The following is a 16,870-nucleotide window of genomic DNA, read 5'->3' as shown; positions in this document are numbered from 1 at the left end:
AGCAGCAGGCCGATCCCGATGTTTCTCGTGACGGCCGTCATTGCGTACGCTTCGAAGCGTGACGACCGAGGAACACGTTGTGCTGGTAGACCGTGACGGACGCGCGCTCGGCACCGCGCCCAAGACGTCGGTGCACGGCCCGGAGACGCCTCTTCACCTGGCGTTCTCCAGTTATGTCTTCGACGGCGAAGGCCGGGTGCTGCTCACCAGGCGGGCCGACCACAAGGTCACCTGGCCGGGGGTGTGGACCAACAGCTGCTGCGGCCACCCGCTGCCGGGCGAGGCGCTCGGCCGGGCGGTGGTGCGGCGGCTGGCGTACGAGCTGGGGCTGCGCTCCGAGGGCGCCGACCTGATGCTGCCCGGCTTCTCCTACCGCGCCGTCATGGCCAACGGCATCGTCGAGCACGAGCTCTGCCCGGTCTACCGGGTGGTCGTCGAGGGGCCGGCGGAGCCCAACCCGGAGGAGGTGGGGGAGACGATGTGGATGCCGTGGAAGGAGTTCGCCGAGGGGGCCCAGAACGGCCTGCTGGCGCTCTCGCCGTGGTGCCGCGAGCAGGTGCCGCTGCTCGCCGAGCTCGGCTGCGACCCGCTGACCTGGGAGCCCGCCTCCCCCGCCGAGCTGCCGCCGGCCGCCCGGGTCTGAGCACGCGAACGGGCCTGAGCACGCGAACGGCGCCGCACCCCACCAGGAGCGCGGCGCCGTTGTCCGAGGTCAGTGGGTCAGCGCTCGACCTCGCCCCGGATGAACTTCTCGACGTACTCGCGGGCCTCGTCGTCCGAGAACTGCTTCGGCGGCGACTTCATGAAGTAGGAGGAAGCCGACAGGATCGGCCCGCCGACGCCGCGGTCGAGGGCGATCTTGGCGGCGCGCACGGCGTCGATGATGATGCCGGCCGAGTTCGGCGAGTCCCAGACCTCCAGCTTGTACTCCAGGTTGAGCGGCGTGTCGCCGAAGGAGCGCCCCTCCAGCCGCACGTACGCCCACTTGCGGTCGTCCAGCCACGGCACGTGGTCCGACGGCCCGATGTGCACGTCGGCCTTGCCCATCTCGTGCGGGATCTGCGAGGTGACCGACTGCGTCTTGGAGATCTTCTTCGACTGGAGGCGCTTGCGCTCCAGCATGTTCATGAAGTCCATGTTGCCGCCGAAGTTGAGCTGGTAGGTGCGCAGCAGCTCCACCCCGCGGTCCTCGAACAGCTTGGCCAGCACGCGGTGCGTGATGGTGGCGCCGACCTGCGACTTGATGTCGTCGCCGACGATCGGCACGCCCGCCTCGGTGAACTTCGCGGCCCACTCGGGGTCGGAGGCGATGAAGACCGGCAGCGCGTTGACGAAGGCGACCTTGGCGTCGATCGCGCACTGCGCGTAGAAGCGGTCGGCGTCCTCCGAGCCCACCGGCAGGTAGGACACCAGGACGTCGACCTGGTTGTCGCGGAGCACCTGGACCACGTCGACCGGAGCCTCGTCGGACTCCTCGATGATCTCCCGGTAGAACTCGCCGAGGCCGTCGAAGGTGTGACCGCGCTGGACCGTCACCCCCAGGGGCGGCACGTCACAGATCTTGATCGTGTTGTTCTCGCTGGCGACGATCGCCTCGGAGAGGTCGCGACCGACCTTCTTGGCGTCCACGTCGAACGCCGCGACGAACTCGACGTCGCCGACGTGGTAGTCGCCGAACTTCACGTGCATCAGGCCAGGGACCCGTGTGTCCGGGTCGGCGTCCTTGTAATAGTGAACGCCCTGGACCAGCGACGACGCGCAGTTGCCGACACCGACAATGGCCACGCGGACCGAACCCATCGCACTCGCTCCCTTACTCATCAGTTGACGTGGTATCCCTCTCGGGCCCTTCTGAGGCCCGACGCTCCGTTGCGATCAGCTCGTTGAGCCAGCGCACCTCGCGCTCGACCGACTCGAGCCCATGACGCTGCAGTTCGAGCGTGTAACTGTCGAGACGCTCCCTGGTGCGTGCCAGCGCCGTCCGCACCGCGTCGAGCCGCTCCTCAAGCCGGCTACGGCGGCCTTCGAGAATGCGCAGCCGCACCTCGGCCTCGGTGTGCCGGAAGAACGCGAAGTGCACACCGAAACTCTCGTCCTCCCATGCGGAGGGCCCGGCCTGCGTCAGCAGCTCCTGCAGCCGTTCCTTGCCCTCGGCGGTCAGCCTGTAAACGATCTTTGAACGGCCGCCGACGATCGCGGTGGGAGCGGGCTGCTCCTCCGTGATGAGGCCGCGCGCCAGGAGCGATCGCAGACAGGGATACAGAGAGCCATAGGAGAACGCGCGAAACATGCCCAGCAGCGCATTGAGGCGTTTGCGCAGCTCATAGCCATGGAGAGGCGTCTCGTGCAGCGACCCGAGCACGGCCAGTTCCAAGACCCTGCCCTGTCCGCCGGCCATGGGAACCGCCCTCCTCTCGCGTCGATGTATCGAGTCGATACATCCCCAGGATACGTCGCTCCGCTATATCGCGGCAATCTATGGATTTCTCAAGGCGTTGGGATGATCCGCTGAAACGCCGTAGTCTGGCGCTCATGTGGTCACAGCGAAGGGTGGTGGATTACGGCCTCGCGAAAAGGGCGGTCGTCCGCTCCCTGCGTTCCGGGCGCACTGCGCGCGGTGACGTCTGTGACGCACAGCCGTACCTCCTTCGCGCGGCACGCCACTTCGGCGAGCCGACCGAACGTCTCTGCCCGGTGTGCGAGAGGGAGAACGTCACCCACGTGACCTATGTCTATGGCGATTCGCTCGGCTCACATGCCGGACAGGCAAAGGTCGCTTCGGAGCTCGCAGCCATGGCACATGATTACGATGAGTTCCGGGTGTACGTCGTCGAGGTCTGTCAGGGTTGTTCCTGGAACCACCTGACGGTTTCGTACGTCCTCGGGAACGGACCGCCTGAGCCCGCAGGCCAGGCGTGACGACACCACCGAGGGCGCCGAGGAACCTCACGCCCAACCGCCGCTTTTGTTCCGACGACAGTGCGAGGACGTGTGAGTAACAGCATGAATGAGGGATCGGCTCGCCCGGGGAGGCGCCGTCGCTCCACTTCATCCCGTTCTGTGCCCCAAGGTTCTCCACCTCAAACCGGCGAATCTTCCTGGAACCAGCCGCAGCCGCCGCGTCGTCCTGAAGCCGCGTACGAGCAGACGGGCGCGATGGCCGCCCAGCAGTACGACCAGCAGCCTTACGGCGCGCAGCCTCACGAGCCGCAGCAGCCCCGGCGTGAGCCCATGCCGCCGCGGCGCGAGGGCTTCCCCCCGGGTGCCCCCGGCGAAGGCTTCCCCCCGGGCGCCCCCGGCCATGGCGGCCAGCCGCAGCAGCGTCCCGGGCGCCGCGCCAGGCAGGAGCGTGCCGACACCCGCGCGGCCGGCAATCAGGAAACCATGGTGGCCGAGGGCCCGCGCCGCTCGCGCAGGCGCGCCCAGGGCGGCCCGCCCGAGCCTCCCGGCCCGCCCGGCCCGCCCGGCGAGAAGGACGGCGGCGGCCGCGGCGGCTGGCGCCGGTTCCTGCCGAGCTGGAAGCTCCTCGTGGCCGGCTTCGTCGTCATCGCGGCCGGCCTGTTCGGCATGATCATGGTCGCCTACGCCAACACCGAGGTGCCCACCGGCACCCAGGCCGACGCGATCGCCCAGCAGAGCACGATCTACTACGCCGACGGCAAGCGGGAGATCGCCAGCCTGGGCACGAAGCGTGAGATCGTGCAGCTGTCCCAGATGTCCCCGGTCCTGCGCGACGCGGTGATCGCCATCGAGAACCCCGAGTTCTACGAGGACTCGGGCATCTCGATCTCCGGCATCTTCCGCTCCGTCTACATGACCGCGACCGGCCAGCAGATCCAGGGCGCCTCGACCATCACCCAGCAGATGGCCCGCAACTACTACGACGGCCTGAGCCGCGAGGTGTCGGTCAAGCGCAAGGTCAACGAGATCTTCATCGCGGTCAAGCTCAACCAGACGCTGGCCAAGGACGAGATCCTCCAGCGCTACCTCAACACGGTCCCCTTCGGCCGGGCCTACGGCGCGGAGGCCGCCGCGAAGGCGTACTTCAACACCACCGCCGCGAAGCTGACCCCCTCGCAGGCCGCCTACCTCGCCGCCCGCATCCAGCAGCCGGCCTGGACGCCCGAGGCGGACGGCCTGAAGAACCGCTTCAAGACCGTCGTCGATTACATGGCGAAGCAGTGGCCGGACAAGTACGGCACCCTCCCGCAGACCGCGAAGTTCCCCAAGGCGGTCAAGCTGGACACCCGCAACGAGATGGGCGGCCTCAAGGGCTACATGGTCCGGGTGGTGCTGAAGGAGCTGGAGGCCCGCGGTCTCAGCGAGGACGAGGTCAGGAGCGGCGGCTTCCGCATCGTCACCACCTTCGACCGTAAGCTCATGCTGGCCGCCAAGGAGGCGGTGACCAGCACCATGGCGTCGATGAGCAAGGAGTACCACGCCGGTCTCGCCGCGGTGGACCCGAGGAACGGCCGGGTCATCGCCTTCTACGGCGGCACCGACTACGTCACCGACCCCTGGAACGAGCCCTTCGACTCGAAGAAGCAGGCCGCCTCGGCGTTCAAGCCGTACGTGCTGGCCGCCTGGCTCCAGGCGGGTTACTCGCTCAAGAGCTACGTGCCCGGCAACGCGACGGTGCCGGAGAAACTGCCCGGCCAGCAGGCCGGCGGCATCAAGAACAGCCACAACGTCGGCGTCGCGGTCGACGTCGTCAAGGCCACCGCGCAGTCGGTCAACACCGCGTTCGTGTCCATGGCGTACAAGCTGCCCGGTCAGCTCGACGAGGTGCGCAGCCTCGTCGAGGCGGCCGGCTTCGACCCCAAGGACATGAAGAAGGACATCGAGGAGCACCACTACCAGTTCGCCATCGGCAGCGCCCCGGTCACCCCGGTCGAGCAGGCCGCCGGCTACTCGATCTTCGCCAACGGCGGCAAGTACACCCGCTGGCACGTGATCAAGGAGGTCAAGCAGGGCAACAAGGTGGTCTACGGCGAGCAGCGGGTGTCGAAGAACGTCATCGACGCCGGCGTGGCCGCCGACTCCACCGTGGCCATGCAGGAGGTGCTGCGCAGCGGCACCGCGGCCGGCAAGGGCCTCGGCAACCGCCCGGCCGCCGGCAAGACCGGCACCAACAACGACGAGAACGGCGCCTGGTTCGTCGGCTACACCCCGCAGATCTCCACCGCGGTCGGGTTCTACCGCGAGGAGTGCCGGACCAAGACCGGCAAGGTCGTCCCGCCGCTGCACTCCAACTGCCCGATCACGCCCAGGGGCAAGGAGAGCAAGAAGTACGGCCCCGACAACCCCTACACCAGGCCGTACGAGGTCTCGCTCGGCTTCGAGGGCGCCGGCCCGCCCACCATCGCCTGGCAGAAGTTCATGCTGGCCGCGCACGAGGGCAAGCCGATCGAGCAGTTCCCGCAGAAGTCCGACGTGGGCCTGCCGGAGAACATCGTGCCGAGCCCGACGCCCACGCCGACGCCGACGAAGACCGACGACCCGTTCGACGGCGACGACCCCTTCGGCGGCAACGAGGACAACGGCAACGGCAACCAGGACTGTCTGGTCCAGCCCTGTGACGAGCAGGGCCCCGGCGATGACGACAACTTCGGCATCAACGACGACGGCGGCCCCGACCAGGGCAACGGCAACCCCAACCAGGGCAACGGCAACAACGACGGGTTCGGCGGGTTCGGCGGCGCGTTCGCCCCGCCTCCCTCGGGACGAGAGGGCTGGTGACCAGCATCGAGGCACGCGTCCCGCTGGTGGCGCGTGCCATCCCCTTCCTGCCCCTGGGGCTGATCGCGGCCCTGGGCGCGAGCCTCGCGTACGTCGTGCGCCTGCCCTGCCGCACCGGCGGCTGGAACGACCAGGTCACGACGTACACGAACTTCTGCTACACCGACATCTACCCGCTGTTCTTCGACCGCAGCCTGTCCACCCAGAACCCCTACTTCGCCGAGGTGCCGTTCGACAAGCAGGTCGAATACCCGGTGGTGCTGGGCGAGGTCATGCAGGTGATCAGCTGGGTCGTCCGGTGGGTGGAGGACGACGTGGTCGGGCAGGCGGTCAAGTTCTACGACCTGACCGTGGTGCTGCTCGGCGCCTGCCTGGTGATCGGCGTGCTGCTGATGGCCGCGGTGGCCGGGCCGACCCGCCGCTGGGACGCGCTCTGGTACGCGATCTCGCCGGCGGTGGTGCTGGCCGCGTACATCAACTGGGACCTCGTCGCGGGCGCGCTGTCGATGGGCATGCTGCTGGCCTGGGCCAGGCAGCGGCAGGTGCTCGCCGGGGTGCTGCTGGGGCTGGCGATCGCCACGAAGTTCTATCCGCTGATGTTCGCCGGGGCGTTGTTCCTGCTCACCTTGCGTACCGCGAAGTGGCGGCCGTTCCTGGTCACGATGGGTTCGGCGGCGGGCGCGTGGCTCGTGGTCAACCTGCCCTTCATGCTGCTGGCGTGGGAGGGCTGGCGCCGGTTCTACGTCTTCTCCGCCGAGCGCGGGGTCGACTGGGGCTCGCCGTGGCTGTTCTTCCAGACCAAGGGCTGGCACATCCTCGGCGAGAACGACGTGAGCACACTCGGCATGGTGTCGCTGGCGCTCATGTGCGCGGGCATCGCGGTGCTCGCGGTGGCCGCGCCGCGCCGGCCGCGGCTCGCGCAGCTCTGCTTCCTGGCGCTGGCCGCGTTCATGATGACGAACAAGGTGTGGTCGCCGCAGTTCGTGCTGTGGCTGGTGCCGTTCGCGGTGCTGGCCCGGCCCAACTGGAAGCCGCTGGCGCTGTGGCAGCTCGCCGAGCTGTGGTATTTCGCCGCGATCTGGCTCTATCTGCTCTCGCAGCCGCCGCTCGACCGGGACGATCTGGGCATCGGCGATGACACCTACTTCACGGCGGTCTGGGGGCGGATCATCACCATCGCGATCATGATGGCGTTCGTGGTGCGCGACATCCTGCGCCCGGACAAGGACGTGGTCCGGCAGGAGGACCTCGACGACCAGACGGGCGGGGTCTTCGACGGCGCGCCCGACCGGTTCACGCTGGCCACCGTCCTGCGATGATCACTCGTTCCGCCGCACGGGACGCGCTGCTGCTCTGGTTCGGCTCGCGGGCCGGGCTGCTGGTGGCGACGTTGCTCGGCGCGACGTTCGCCGGCTACGCCGACCAGTGGCGCAAGTGGGACGCCGGGCTGTTCATCACCATCGCCCAATACGGCTACGACGGCGAGCCAGGCCGTCCCCCCGACGCCGGGCTGCCCGCGTTCTTCCCCGGCCTGCCGGCCGTGCTGCGGGTGGTGCACCTCGTGGTGCCCGACTGGGAGACGGCCGGGCTGCTGATCTCGCTGGTGGCGGGCGCGGTCGCGATGGTGGCGCTGGCCCGGCTGGCCGAGCTGGAGGGCGCCGACGGGTGGATGGCGGTGGCGGCGCTGCTGACCTTCCCGCTGGCGGTGTTCCTGTCGGCGGGCTACAGCGAGGCGTTGTTCCTGGCCTTCGCGATCCCGGCGTGGCTGGCCGCCAGGCAGGGCCGCTGGGCGGCGGCGGCGCTGCTCGCGGCGGGGGCGTCCGGCGTGCGGATCACCGGGTTGTTCCTGGCCGTGGCGCTGGTCGTGGAGTTCGTGGTGCGGCGGGAGTCGCCGCGCCGGGCGGGATGGCTGGTGGTGCCGTTCCTGCCGCTGGCGGCGTACTCGTTCTTCCACTACTCCCGCTCGGGCGACTGGCTGGCGTGGAAGCACGCGCAGGAGGCCGGGTGGGGCCGGGAGTTCGTCTGGCCGTGGGAGGCGTGGCAGGCGACGTGGGGTACGGCCATGGGCGGCGACGAGAACGCGGTGGCCTTCCGCATGGAGATCGCCGGCGCCGTGGTGGCGGTCGCCGTGCTGGTGTGGCTGCTCGCGCTGCGCCGGTGGAGCGAGCTGGTCTACACGGGGGCGCAGGCGGGGGCGCTGATGACGTCGGCGTACTACCTGTCGATCCCGCGTTCGCTGCTGCTGTGGTTCCCGCTGTGGGTGCTCGTGGCGAAGGTGGCGACCCGGCGGCGATGGGTGATCGCGTTGTACGTGATGGTGTGCGGGCCGCTCATGCTGCTGAACACGATGCGTTTTCTCAGCAGCGCGTGGGCGGGCTGAGATCTCTACCCGTTCTTCCGTCTCGGTAATCCAGGGAAGTTATCCACAGCCTGTGTGTAAAGATCACAGGTTCTTCCGCAGGAACGCGATGTCGTCCGCCTGGCCGTCGCCCGGCGTCTCCACCACGATCGGCGCGCCGGCCGCGCGGCAGACCGCCAGGATCAGCTCGGGGTCGATCCTGCCCTGACCGAGGTTGGCGTGCCGGTCGGCGCCGGAGCCGAACTCGTCGCGTGAGTCGTTGCAGTGGACGAGGTCGATCCGGCCGGTGATGGCCTTGACCCGCTCGACCAGGTCGACCAGTTCCTCGCCGCCCGCGTGCGCGTGGCAGGTGTCGAGGCAGAAGCCGACGTCGAAGCCGTCGAGGGCGTCCCAGAGCCGGCCGATGCGCTCCAGCGTACGGGCCATGGCGTTGCCGCCGCCCGCGGTGTTCTCGATCAGCACGGGGATCGGGCACTCCATGCGCTCGAACACCTTGCGCCAGTTGTCGAAGCCGGTCTGCGGGTCGTCGCTCTTGTTGACGTGCCCGCCGTGCACGACCAGGCCCTTCGCGCCCAGCCCGGCGGCCGCCTTGAGATGCTGCTCCAGCAGCTTGCGGCTGGGGATCCTGATGCGGTTGTTGGTGGTCGCCACGTTGATCAGGTAGGGGGCGTGGATGTAGACGTCCACGCCTTCGACCGGCTTGGCGGGCAGCACCGGCTTGGCGTAGCCCTGTGGATCGCCGAGGAAGAACTGGACCACCTCCGCGCCGATCTCCCCTGCGCGGGCGGCCGGGTCGTCCTGATCGACATGAGCTCCGATGCGCACCATGTCACCGAGCTTATCCGTTTGGTGCAGGCGCAAGAGGGCAGTCGCCAAGGGCCCCCTACGCGAGGAGAATCGATATGTCGAGGTGGCGCTTACGTGCGCTGATCGTCTTGGTCTACGTGATCATCGGCATCTACGTGGCATGGGTCTACGACTACATCACGCCCGGTCTGCTCAGGGACGTCGCCGAGGCGTTGCTGGCGGTCTTCCTCTGGTTCCTGGTGCTGCTGGGGATCGACCTGCACATCGGTTGAGCGACATAGCACGAGCGACACAGACAACGGCCCCGGTCGGACCGGGGCCGTCGCCTTGCGAAGTGATCCTTAGGGGAGGAACCCGCCGTGGGCGATGCCGAGCGCGGCCCCCACGAACGAGCCGACCAGTCCGACGATGTTGACCGAGCGCTGCGGCGTGGTCACCGAGACGTACTGGGAGAACATGCCGACGGCGAAGCCGAGCGAGCCCGCCCAGGACGAGACGACGTGCGCGGCCGGCCAGAAGGTAGAGATGAAGGCCACGAGACCCAGGACCAGCGTGGCGACGGACAGGATGTTCTCGGTGGGGTGCGAGACCCCGTCACTGTTGAGCGTGAGCCTGAACCGCTCCCCTTGGGAGGGCTGAAGCACATGTGGCACTGCCACCACCCCCTTGTCTGCTAGGTGCCTTCCCACGTACTGATGGCTGGTAACCTGGGACACGCTGCGTTGTGATGGGTGATCCATCACCCCGGCGACGCCGAAATGGGCGTTCCCGGTTCATGCGTCAGCATCCTCCTGTCACGGCAGAGTGTCGTGACCGCAAAAGTCCAGAGGAGGTCGGAGTCCGCATGCGTCGTTACGAAGTAATGGTCATCCTGGACCCTTCACTCGACGAGCGCACTGTCGCGCCGTCCCTTGACCAGTTCCTCACCGTGGTCCGCAACGACGGCGGCACCGTGGAGAAGGTCGACGTCTGGGGCCGCCGCCGGCTCGCCTACGACATCAACAAGAAGTCGGAAGGCATCTACGCCGTCATCGACCTGTCCGCGGAGCCCGCGACGGTCAAGGAGCTCGACCGGCAGATGAACCTCAACGAGGGCATCCTGCGCACGAAGGTGCTCCGCCCCGACGTGCACTGACTGCCGACTTTTTGTCGGGAGGCAGCCGTAGTCTGAGCCGTAACCCAAGAAGAGGCGTGCAGGAAGGCGAGCGCAAGCCATGGCAGCAGGCGACACCGTAATCACCATCGTCGGCAACCTCGTCGACGACCCCGAGCTGCGCTTCACCCCGACGGGGCAAGCGGTGGCTCGTTTCCGCGTCGCGTCCACTCCGCGGTTCATGGACCGCCAGACCAACGAGTGGAAGGACGGCGAAAGCCTCTTTCTGACCTGCAACGTGTGGCGGCAGGCGGCGGAGAACGCCGCCGAGAGCCTGCAGCGCGGCATGCGGGTCATCGTGCAGGGGCGGCTCAAGCAGCGGTCCTACGAGACCAAGGAAGGCGAGAAGCGCACGGTCTACGAGGTCGAGGTCGACGAGGTCGGCCCGTCTCTGCGCAACGCCACCGCCAAGGTCAACCGCACCTCCCGTCAGGGCGGCGGCGGTGGCGGCTTCGGCGGCGGCCCGGCCGACGACCCGTGGGCCTCCGCGACCCCGGCCGCGCCGCAGGGCGGCGGCGGCTTCGGTGGTGGCGGTGGCGGTGGCGGCTACGGCGGCGGCCAGCAGAGCGGCGGCGGCTTCGGCGGCGGCAACGACTTCAGCGACGAGCCTCCCTTCTAATCCCTGTCCATCAGTCCGAGACCATTCCCGCCCGAAAGGCGGGGCTCTGAGAGGAGCACCACGATGGCCAAGCCGGCACTGCGCAAGCCCAAGAAGAAGGTTTGCCTGTTCTGCCACGACAAGATCTCCTACGTCGACTACAAGGACACGGCCCTGCTGCGGAAGTTCATCTCCGACCGTGGCAAGATCCGTGCGCGCCGGGTGACGGGCAACTGCACCCAGCACCAGCGCGATGTCGCGACCGCGATCAAGAACGCCCGTGAGGTGGCTCTGCTGCCCTACACGAGCACCGCGCGCTAAGGAGGTTCTGTCGACATGAAGCTCATCCTCACCAACGAGGTCTCCGGCCTCGGTGCCCCTGGCGACGTCGTCGAGGTCAAGGACGGCTACGGCCGTAACTACCTCATTCCCCGCGGCTACGCCATGCGCTGGACGCGCGGCGCCGAGAAGCAGATCGAGACCATCCGCAAGGCTCGCGACGCCCGCGAGATCCGTGACCTCGGCACCGCCAAGGAGGTCGCCGGCCAGCTCGGCGCCCTCAAGGTGCGCCTGGCCACCCGCGCGGGTGACTCCGGCCGCCTGTTCGGCTCAGTCACCACGGGCGACGTCGCCGACGCCGTCAAGGCCGCCGGCGGGCCCCTGCTCGACCGCCGCCGCATCGAGATCGTCAACCCGATCAAGAGCGTCGGCTCGCACCGCATCACCGTGAAGCTGCACCCCGAGGTGTCGGCTTCGCTGGACGTCGAGGTCGTCGCCGGCTGAGCCCGGCCCCGACGGAAGCCCCTCACCCTGCGGTGGGGGGCTTTTGCCTGCTCACGTACAATTCCTTTCGTTCCCCGGTACGTTCCCCCTGGAGGCTTGGCCATGGCCCGTCCCCTCATGCTGCTCGCGCTGGCCGTGGCGCTCGTCGGTTGCGCACCCGTGGACGAGCAGGCGAGCACCGCCTCCTCGGCCCCGGCCGCGCCCAGCGCCTCCACGGCGTGCACGAAGGAGCAGCTCACCCTGGTCAAGGCGGGCAAGCTGACGATCGGCACCGACAAGCCCGCCTACGAGCCGTGGTTCAAGGACGACGACCCGAGCAACGGCCAGGGCTTCGAGAGCGCGGTGGCCTTCGCCGTCGCCGGCGAGCTGGGCTTCGACCGCAGCGAGATCGAGTGGGCCACGGTCAAGTTCGACTCGGCGTTCGCGCCGGGCAAGAAGACCTTCGACTTCGACATCAACCAGGTGTCGATCACCCCCAAGCGGGCCGAGGTCGTCGACTTCAGCAACGGCTACTACACCGTCAAGCAGGCCGTGGTGGCGCTCAAGGGCGGCAAGTACGCCACCGCCAAGACCCTCGCCGAGCTGCAGGACGCCAAGATCGGCGTGCAGGTGGGCACGACCTCCTTCGACGCGGTCAAGAGCGTGATCAAGCCGTCCGCCGACCCCAACGTCTACAACGAGCAGGTCGACGCCATCAACGCGCTGAAGAACAAGCAGGTGGACGCGCTCGTCGTGGACCTGCCGACGGCCTTCTACGTGACGGCCGCGCAGGTCGAGAACTCCCAGATCGTCGGCCAGTTCAGCTCGACCGGCGGCACGCCGGAGGAGTTCGGCCTGGTCATGGAGAAGGGCAGCGCGCTCAAGCCGTGCGTGGACAAGGCCGTGGACGCGCTGAAGTCCAAGGGTGAGCTGGCCAAGATCGAGCAGGAGTGGCTGGGCTCGGCGGTGGGCGCGCCCGAGCTCTCATGAGCGACCGGATCAACCCCGTAGGGGGCCCGGGCGACTGGGTCATGAGCGAGCGGCAGCGCGAGCGGGAACGGCTCCGCCGGTCCCACGGGCGCCGCTCGGCCTCGATCGCGACGGTCTCGACGGTCGTGTTCCTCGTCCTCGTGGTGTGGGGGATCACGAGCTCGCCCGGCTGGCCCCGGGTGGCGGCGACCTTCTTCGACGGCGAGGAGTTCGTCCATTCGCTGCCCGACGTGCTGACCGGGTTCCTGCTCAACATCAAGATCTTCCTCATCACCGAGGTGCTGGTCCTCGTCATCGGCCTGCTCGTGGCGCTGGCCAGGGGGATCAGAACGCCGGTGTTCTTCCCGATCAGGGCGCTCGCCACGCTCTACACCGACGTCTTCCGCGGCGTGCCGACGATCCTGGTGATCTACCTGATCGGGTTCGGGCTGCCGGCGCTGCAGTTGCAGGGCATTCCCTCGGACCTGGTGACGCTGGGGATCATCGCGCTGACGCTGTCGTACGGCGCGTACGTCGCCGAGGTCTTCCGCTCCGGCATCGAGTCGATCCATCCGAGCCAGGTGGCCGCGGCGCGCTCGCTCGGGCTGAGCCACGCCAAGACCATGCGCTTCGTGGTGCTGCCGCAGGCCACCCGCCGGGTGGTGGTGCCGCTGCTCAACGACTTCGTCTCGCTGCAGAAGGACAGCGCGCTGGTGGCTGTCATCGGGCCGCTGGAGGCGCTCAGGCAGGCGCAGATCCACGTCGCGCACTCGTTCAAGTACTCGCCCTACCTGGTGGCGGCGCTGCTGTTCCTGCTGCTGACCATTCCGCTGGCCCGGTTCACCGACCACCTGGCCGCGCGGGCCAGGAGGAGGCGCGGCGCATGAGCCTGCTGAGCATCGACGGGGTGTGGAAGCACTTCCACGGGCAGAGCGTCCTGCGGGGCGTCGACCTGGAGGTCGACGCGCACGAGGTGGTGAGCCTCATCGGCGCGTCGGGGTCGGGGAAGTCGACGCTGCTGCGCTGCGTCAACCTCCTGGAGACGGTGGACGACGGCGCGATCCTGCTCGACGGCCAGGACATCACCGACCCGCGGATCGACGTGGACGACGTACGCAAGCGGATCGGCATCGTCTTCCAGTCGTTCAACCTGTTCCCGCACATGACCGTGCTGGACAACATCACCCTCGCCCCCCGCCAGGTGCACCGCGTGGCCAAGGCGCAGGCGGAGGAGCAGGCGCACGAGCTGCTGGTGCGGTTCGGGCTGGAGGGCAAGGCGCGGGCCTACCCCGACCAGCTCTCCGGCGGGCAGCAGCAGCGGGTGGCGATCATCCGCGCGCTCGCCACCCAGCCCCGGCTGATGCTGCTCGACGAGGTCACCTCGGCGCTCGATCCCCAGCTCGTGGTGGAGGTGCTGACGATCATCAGGGAGCTGAAGGAATCCGGCATGACGATGGTCCTCACCACGCACGAGATGGGCTTCTGCCGCGACATCTCCGACACGGTGTGCTTCCTCGACGGCGGCGTACTGGTCGAGAAGGGGCCGCCCGAGCAGATCTTCGACGCGCCGGAGCACCCGAGGACCAAGGAGTTCCTGCGCAGCGTGGTGCGCTCGGGCCGCTTCTAGCGGCGGTGCCGCCCGCCGCCGCGCACGGGCAGCGGCGCGGCCGGGCGGGCGAGCACGCTGTGCCGGCGGCCGTAGGCGAGATAGACCGCCAGCCCGAACGCCATCCACAGCGCGAACCACACCCAGGTCAGCAGCCGCAGGTTCACCATGAGCCAGAACGTGGCCACCAGCGACAGCGCGGGCACCACCGGCGACAGCGGCACCCGGAACCCGCGCTCCAGGTGCGGCATGCGCCGCCGCATCACGATCACCCCGGCCGCCACGAAGCCGAAGGCGAACAGCGTCCCCAGCACGACGAGCTCCTGCAGCGTGAGCACCGGCACGAACTCCGCCAGCACGATCGCGACGCCCCCGATCACCAGCGTCACCCGCGAGGGCGTGTGGTAGCGGCGGCTGACCGCCGCGAGGCCGCGCGGGATGAGCCCGTCGCGGGCCATCGAGAACAGCACCCGCGTCTGCCCCACCATCAGCACCAGGATCACCGTGGTCAGCCCGAGCAGCGCCCCCACGTCGATGACGTGCGCCATCCAGCCCTCGCCCGCCGCACGGAACGCGCTGGCCAGCGGCGCGTCCACGGAGATCTTCGTGTACGACACCATGCCCACCATGACCACGGCCACCACCACGTACACGACGGTGGCCACCACCAGGCTGCGGATCATGCCCTTCGGGACCGCCCGCGGCGCGTTCACGGTCTCCTCGGCCGCCGTCGCCACCACGTCGAAGCCGATGTAGGCGAAGGCGATGGCCGAGGCCGCCGAGAAGATGCCGAACCAGCCGAACGCGTGGCTCTCGCCCACCACGATCTCCAGCACGGTCGCGGGCGCGGTCGTGAGCGTCTTCGGCGGGACGTGGAAGTCGCCGAAGTTGCGGGCGTCCACGTGCGGCAGGCCCACGACGATGACCGCGCCGATGGCCAGCAGCTTGGCCGCCACCATGACCCACAGCGCGCGCAGCCCGACCCGGGCACTGAGCGCCACCACGCCGGTGAGCAGCACCAGGATCGCCAGCACGAGCAGGTCGGCGACCCGGCCGGGGGCGGGCAGCCGGACGCCGGCGTTCGCCAGCGCGCCGACCGCGATCTCGCCCCACGCGCGGGCCACGACGGCGGCGGCGAGCTGCAGCTCCAGGATCAGCGCCCAGCCGATGATCCAGGCCCAGACCTCGCCGAAGATGACGTAGGTGAAGGTGTAGGCGCTGCCCGAGGCCGGGATCGTGGACGACAGCTCGGCGTAGCACAGGCAGGCCAGCAGGCACGCGATGCCCGCGATCATGAAGGAGAGGATCACGCCGGGCCCCGCCGCGGTCGCGGCCTGCCGCCCGGCAACGGAGAAGATGCCGGCGCCGATCATGACGCCGAGGCCGAGCACGACGAGGTCGGCCGGCCGGTAGACCTCTGCCAGACTGTGCCGGGCGCCGGTGCGTAACCCGGTGGCCGCGGAGGGCGGCAGTCGTCGCAAGATACTGGACAAGGAACACCCCGCTCAGGGAACGCTCCGACTCTGTCTCACCACTTGGACAACAGCAAGCACGGGACGATTACGCCCCGGTTACCAGCCAGGCGGTGCCCGCCGCCCGCCTGGTGAGGGTGACGAGCCGGGCGATCATCCACACCCCGAGCGCGCACCACAGGGCGACCACGCCGAGCCCGGAGGCGAGGAAGGCGGCCGGCAGGTACGCCAGCGTCGTCCACACCCCCGCCCACGCCAGATAGCGCTGGTCGCCCGCGCCGATGAGCACCCCGTCCAGCACGAACACGATCCCGCACACCGGCTGGAACAGCGCCACCGGCCACAGCAGTGCCAGCAGCAGCCCGGTCACCTGCGGGTCGGCGTCGAACAGCCCCGGCACCAGCGGGCGCGCGAGCAGCACCAGCAGGCCGAGCACCACGCCGGACCAGAGGCCCCACTGGACCATGCGCCTGGTGGCCGCCCTGGTGGCGGCCACGTCCCCGGCGCCGAGCGAGCGGCCGGTGATGGCCTGGCCCGCGATGGCGATGGCGTCCAGGGCGAAGGCGAGCAGCGTCCACACCTGGGTGGCGATGGCGTACGCGGCCAGCTCCGCCTGGCCCATCCTGGTGGCGATCACCGTGGCCGCGACCAGCACGACGCGCAGGCACACGGTGCGTACGAGGAGGGCGAGCCCGGCCGTGCCCGCCTGCCCGATGCCCGTTAGGCTCGGGACGAGCGAGGTGCCGAGCCGCCGCGCGCCCCTCGCCACCACGACCAGGTAGACGGCCGCGCCGAGCGTCTGGGCCAGCACCGTGCCCCAAGCGGACCCGGCGATGCCCCAGCCGAGCCCCAGCACGAACCAGGCGTTCAGCGCCGCGTTGAGCGCGAAGGAGCCGATGGCCACGGCCAGGGGCGTGACCGTGTCCTGGAGCCCGCGCAACACGCCGGTGCCGGCCAGCACGACCAGCATCCCGGGCGCGCCGAACAGGCTGATCCGCAGGTACGTCACCGCCTCCGCGGACTGGCCGGGATCCGCGCCGAACAGGCTCACCAAGGCCGGGGCCAGCGGCCAGACGACCGCGATCAGCGCCACGCCGATGGCGAGGGCCAGCCAGACGCCGTCCACGCCGCTGCGCATCGCCTGGTCGTGCCGGCCCGCCCCGGTCTGGCGGGCGACGGAGGCCGTGGTGCCGTAGGCGAGGAAGACGCACAGGTTCATGAGCGTCCCGAGAACGGCTCCCGCCACGCCCAGCGCGCCCACCGCCGTGGTGCCGAGGCCGTGGCCCACGATGGCGTAGTCGGCGAGCAGGAAGAGCGGCTCGGCCACCAGCGCGCCGAACGCCGGGATCGCCAGCCGGAGAATCTCCCTGTCTCGGGACGTAATGGGCATTCCACCATTATGCCC

At 69.3% G+C, this 16,870-nt stretch carries 19 protein-coding genes; 13 read left to right on the top strand and 6 right to left on the bottom strand.

What is annotated here, in order from left to right:
• Positions 1-58 precede the first annotated feature (58 nt).
• Positions 59-643: an isopentenyl-diphosphate Delta-isomerase gene (idi, locus tag SMD20_RS30290; protein ID WP_329587855.1), complete on the top strand. Its 585-nt coding sequence runs from the start codon at positions 59-61 to the stop codon at positions 641-643.
• Positions 644-720: 77 nt separating this feature from the next.
• Here idi and SMD20_RS30285 read toward each other — a convergent pair whose 3' ends face one another.
• Together SMD20_RS30285 and SMD20_RS30280 are read right to left on the bottom strand one after the other, a co-directional pair.
• On the bottom strand, positions 721-1,800 hold the full coding sequence (locus SMD20_RS30285; protein ID WP_329587852.1) for an inositol-3-phosphate synthase: 1,080 nt from the start codon (positions 1,798-1,800) through the stop codon (positions 721-723).
• A 13-nt stretch (positions 1,801-1,813) separates the two neighbouring features.
• Entirely contained in the window at positions 1,814-2,398 is a 585-nt protein-coding gene (locus SMD20_RS30280) for a PadR family transcriptional regulator (protein WP_091088297.1), read from the bottom strand.
• Between the two features lie 134 nt (positions 2,399-2,532).
• Here SMD20_RS30280 and SMD20_RS30275 point away from each other — a divergent pair, with 134 nt between their 5' ends.
• From SMD20_RS30275 to SMD20_RS30260, 4 genes are all read left to right on the top strand, one after another.
• Positions 2,533-2,919: a DUF5318 family protein gene (locus tag SMD20_RS30275; protein ID WP_329587847.1), complete on the top strand. Its 387-nt coding sequence runs from the start codon at positions 2,533-2,535 to the stop codon at positions 2,917-2,919.
• Between the two features lie 237 nt (positions 2,920-3,156).
• Positions 3,157-5,739: a transglycosylase domain-containing protein gene (locus tag SMD20_RS30270; RefSeq protein WP_329587844.1), complete on the top strand. Its 2,583-nt coding sequence runs from the start codon at positions 3,157-3,159 to the stop codon at positions 5,737-5,739.
• Positions 5,736-7,058: a glycosyltransferase family 87 protein gene (locus SMD20_RS30265; RefSeq protein ID WP_329587842.1), complete on the top strand. Its 1,323-nt coding sequence runs from the start codon at positions 5,736-5,738 to the stop codon at positions 7,056-7,058. Before SMD20_RS30270 ends, SMD20_RS30265 begins: the two co-directional genes overlap by 4 nt.
• On the top strand, positions 7,055-8,119 hold the full coding sequence (locus SMD20_RS30260) for a mannosyltransferase family protein (RefSeq protein WP_329587839.1): 1,065 nt from the start codon (positions 7,055-7,057) through the stop codon (positions 8,117-8,119). Before SMD20_RS30265 ends, SMD20_RS30260 begins: the two co-directional genes overlap by 4 nt.
• Positions 8,120-8,182: 63 nt before the next feature.
• Here the strand turns inward: SMD20_RS30260 and SMD20_RS30255 are convergent, their stop codons facing one another.
• Positions 8,183-8,926, bottom strand: a complete 744-nt coding sequence (locus SMD20_RS30255) for a deoxyribonuclease IV (protein ID WP_329587836.1) — start codon at positions 8,924-8,926, stop codon at positions 8,183-8,185.
• Between the two features lie 74 nt (positions 8,927-9,000).
• On the opposite strand from SMD20_RS30255, the gene SMD20_RS30250 reads away from it, so the two are divergent.
• Positions 9,001-9,177, top strand: a complete 177-nt coding sequence (locus tag SMD20_RS30250) for a hypothetical protein (protein ID WP_329587833.1) — start codon at positions 9,001-9,003, stop codon at positions 9,175-9,177.
• A 69-nt stretch (positions 9,178-9,246) separates the two neighbouring features.
• Here SMD20_RS30250 and SMD20_RS30245 read toward each other — a convergent pair whose 3' ends face one another.
• Complete coding sequence (locus SMD20_RS30245) at positions 9,247-9,558, bottom strand: hypothetical protein (RefSeq protein WP_329587829.1); 312 nt, start codon at positions 9,556-9,558, stop codon at positions 9,247-9,249.
• Between the two features lie 191 nt (positions 9,559-9,749).
• Between SMD20_RS30245 and rpsF the strand changes: the two genes are divergently transcribed.
• The 7 genes from rpsF to SMD20_RS30210 all read left to right on the top strand — a co-directional run bounded on the left by rpsF (position 9,750) and on the right by SMD20_RS30210 (position 14,014).
• Positions 9,750-10,040, top strand: a complete 291-nt coding sequence (rpsF, locus tag SMD20_RS30240; RefSeq protein ID WP_055504125.1) for a 30S ribosomal protein S6 — start codon at positions 9,750-9,752, stop codon at positions 10,038-10,040.
• Between the two features lie 79 nt (positions 10,041-10,119).
• Positions 10,120-10,677, top strand: coding sequence for a single-stranded DNA-binding protein (locus SMD20_RS30235; protein WP_329587825.1), 558 nt, complete (start codon positions 10,120-10,122; stop codon positions 10,675-10,677).
• Positions 10,678-10,740: 63 nt separating this feature from the next.
• On the top strand, positions 10,741-10,977 hold the full coding sequence (gene rpsR, locus SMD20_RS30230) for a 30S ribosomal protein S18 (protein WP_020543048.1): 237 nt from the start codon (positions 10,741-10,743) through the stop codon (positions 10,975-10,977).
• A 15-nt stretch (positions 10,978-10,992) separates the two neighbouring features.
• A complete protein-coding gene (gene rplI / locus SMD20_RS30225) occupies positions 10,993-11,439 on the top strand; it encodes a 50S ribosomal protein L9 (RefSeq protein ID WP_329587821.1) in 447 nt (148 codons plus the stop codon).
• 102 nt (positions 11,440-11,541) lie between these two features.
• Complete coding sequence (locus SMD20_RS30220; RefSeq protein ID WP_329587819.1) at positions 11,542-12,408, top strand: ABC transporter substrate-binding protein; 867 nt, start codon at positions 11,542-11,544, stop codon at positions 12,406-12,408.
• On the top strand, positions 12,405-13,274 hold the full coding sequence (locus tag SMD20_RS30215) for an amino acid ABC transporter permease (RefSeq protein ID WP_329587816.1): 870 nt from the start codon (positions 12,405-12,407) through the stop codon (positions 13,272-13,274). Before SMD20_RS30220 ends, SMD20_RS30215 begins: the two co-directional genes overlap by 4 nt.
• The gene (locus SMD20_RS30210; RefSeq protein WP_329587814.1) at positions 13,271-14,014 is read left to right on the top strand and encodes an amino acid ABC transporter ATP-binding protein; all 744 of its coding nucleotides are present in this window, start codon (positions 13,271-13,273) and stop codon (positions 14,012-14,014) included. Before SMD20_RS30215 ends, SMD20_RS30210 begins: the two co-directional genes overlap by 4 nt.
• Here the strand turns inward: SMD20_RS30210 and SMD20_RS30205 are convergent.
• Positions 14,011-15,486, bottom strand: a complete 1,476-nt coding sequence (locus SMD20_RS30205) for an APC family permease (protein ID WP_329587811.1) — start codon at positions 15,484-15,486, stop codon at positions 14,011-14,013. The genes SMD20_RS30210 and SMD20_RS30205 overlap by 4 nt on opposite strands.
• 67 nt (positions 15,487-15,553) lie before the next feature.
• Positions 15,554-16,855: an MATE family efflux transporter gene (locus SMD20_RS30200; RefSeq protein WP_329587808.1), complete on the bottom strand. Its 1,302-nt coding sequence runs from the start codon at positions 16,853-16,855 to the stop codon at positions 15,554-15,556.
• Positions 16,856-16,870: the final 15 nt, after the last annotated feature.

This window comes from Nonomuraea sp. LP-02 (genome assembly GCF_036289125.1).
GTDB classification, from domain to species: domain Bacteria; phylum Actinomycetota; class Actinomycetes; order Streptosporangiales; family Streptosporangiaceae; genus Nonomuraea; species Nonomuraea bangladeshensis.
Note: the sequence above shows the minus strand (reverse complement) of the source record. Positions and strands in the feature narration are given on the sequence as shown.

Excerpts from the sequence above, each read along its gene's own strand:
- SMD20_RS30285 (WP_329587852.1), bottom strand. The coding sequence starts at position 1,800 with ATGGGTTCGGTCCGCGTGGCCATTGTCGGTGTCGGCAACTGCGCGTCG.
- SMD20_RS30280 (WP_091088297.1), bottom strand. The coding sequence starts at position 2,398 with ATGGCCGGCGGACAGGGCAGGGTCTTGGAACTGGCCGTGCTCGGGTCG.
- SMD20_RS30275 (WP_329587847.1), top strand. The coding sequence starts at position 2,533 with ATGTGGTCACAGCGAAGGGTGGTGGATTACGGCCTCGCGAAAAGGGCG.
- SMD20_RS30270 (WP_329587844.1), top strand. The coding sequence starts at position 3,157 with ATGGCCGCCCAGCAGTACGACCAGCAGCCTTACGGCGCGCAGCCTCAC.
- SMD20_RS30260 (WP_329587839.1), top strand. The coding sequence starts at position 7,055 with ATGATCACTCGTTCCGCCGCACGGGACGCGCTGCTGCTCTGGTTCGGC.
- SMD20_RS30255 (WP_329587836.1), bottom strand. The coding sequence starts at position 8,926 with ATGGTGCGCATCGGAGCTCATGTCGATCAGGACGACCCGGCCGCCCGC.
- SMD20_RS30250 (WP_329587833.1), top strand. The coding sequence starts at position 9,001 with ATGTCGAGGTGGCGCTTACGTGCGCTGATCGTCTTGGTCTACGTGATC.
- rpsF (WP_055504125.1), top strand. The coding sequence starts at position 9,750 with ATGCGTCGTTACGAAGTAATGGTCATCCTGGACCCTTCACTCGACGAG.
- SMD20_RS30235 (WP_329587825.1), top strand. The coding sequence starts at position 10,120 with ATGGCAGCAGGCGACACCGTAATCACCATCGTCGGCAACCTCGTCGAC.
- rpsR (WP_020543048.1), top strand. The coding sequence starts at position 10,741 with ATGGCCAAGCCGGCACTGCGCAAGCCCAAGAAGAAGGTTTGCCTGTTC.
- rplI (WP_329587821.1), top strand. The coding sequence starts at position 10,993 with ATGAAGCTCATCCTCACCAACGAGGTCTCCGGCCTCGGTGCCCCTGGC.
- SMD20_RS30220 (WP_329587819.1), top strand. The coding sequence starts at position 11,542 with ATGGCCCGTCCCCTCATGCTGCTCGCGCTGGCCGTGGCGCTCGTCGGT.
- SMD20_RS30215 (WP_329587816.1), top strand. The coding sequence starts at position 12,405 with ATGAGCGACCGGATCAACCCCGTAGGGGGCCCGGGCGACTGGGTCATG.
- SMD20_RS30210 (WP_329587814.1), top strand. The coding sequence starts at position 13,271 with ATGAGCCTGCTGAGCATCGACGGGGTGTGGAAGCACTTCCACGGGCAG.
- SMD20_RS30200 (WP_329587808.1), bottom strand. The coding sequence starts at position 16,855 with ATGCCCATTACGTCCCGAGACAGGGAGATTCTCCGGCTGGCGATCCCG.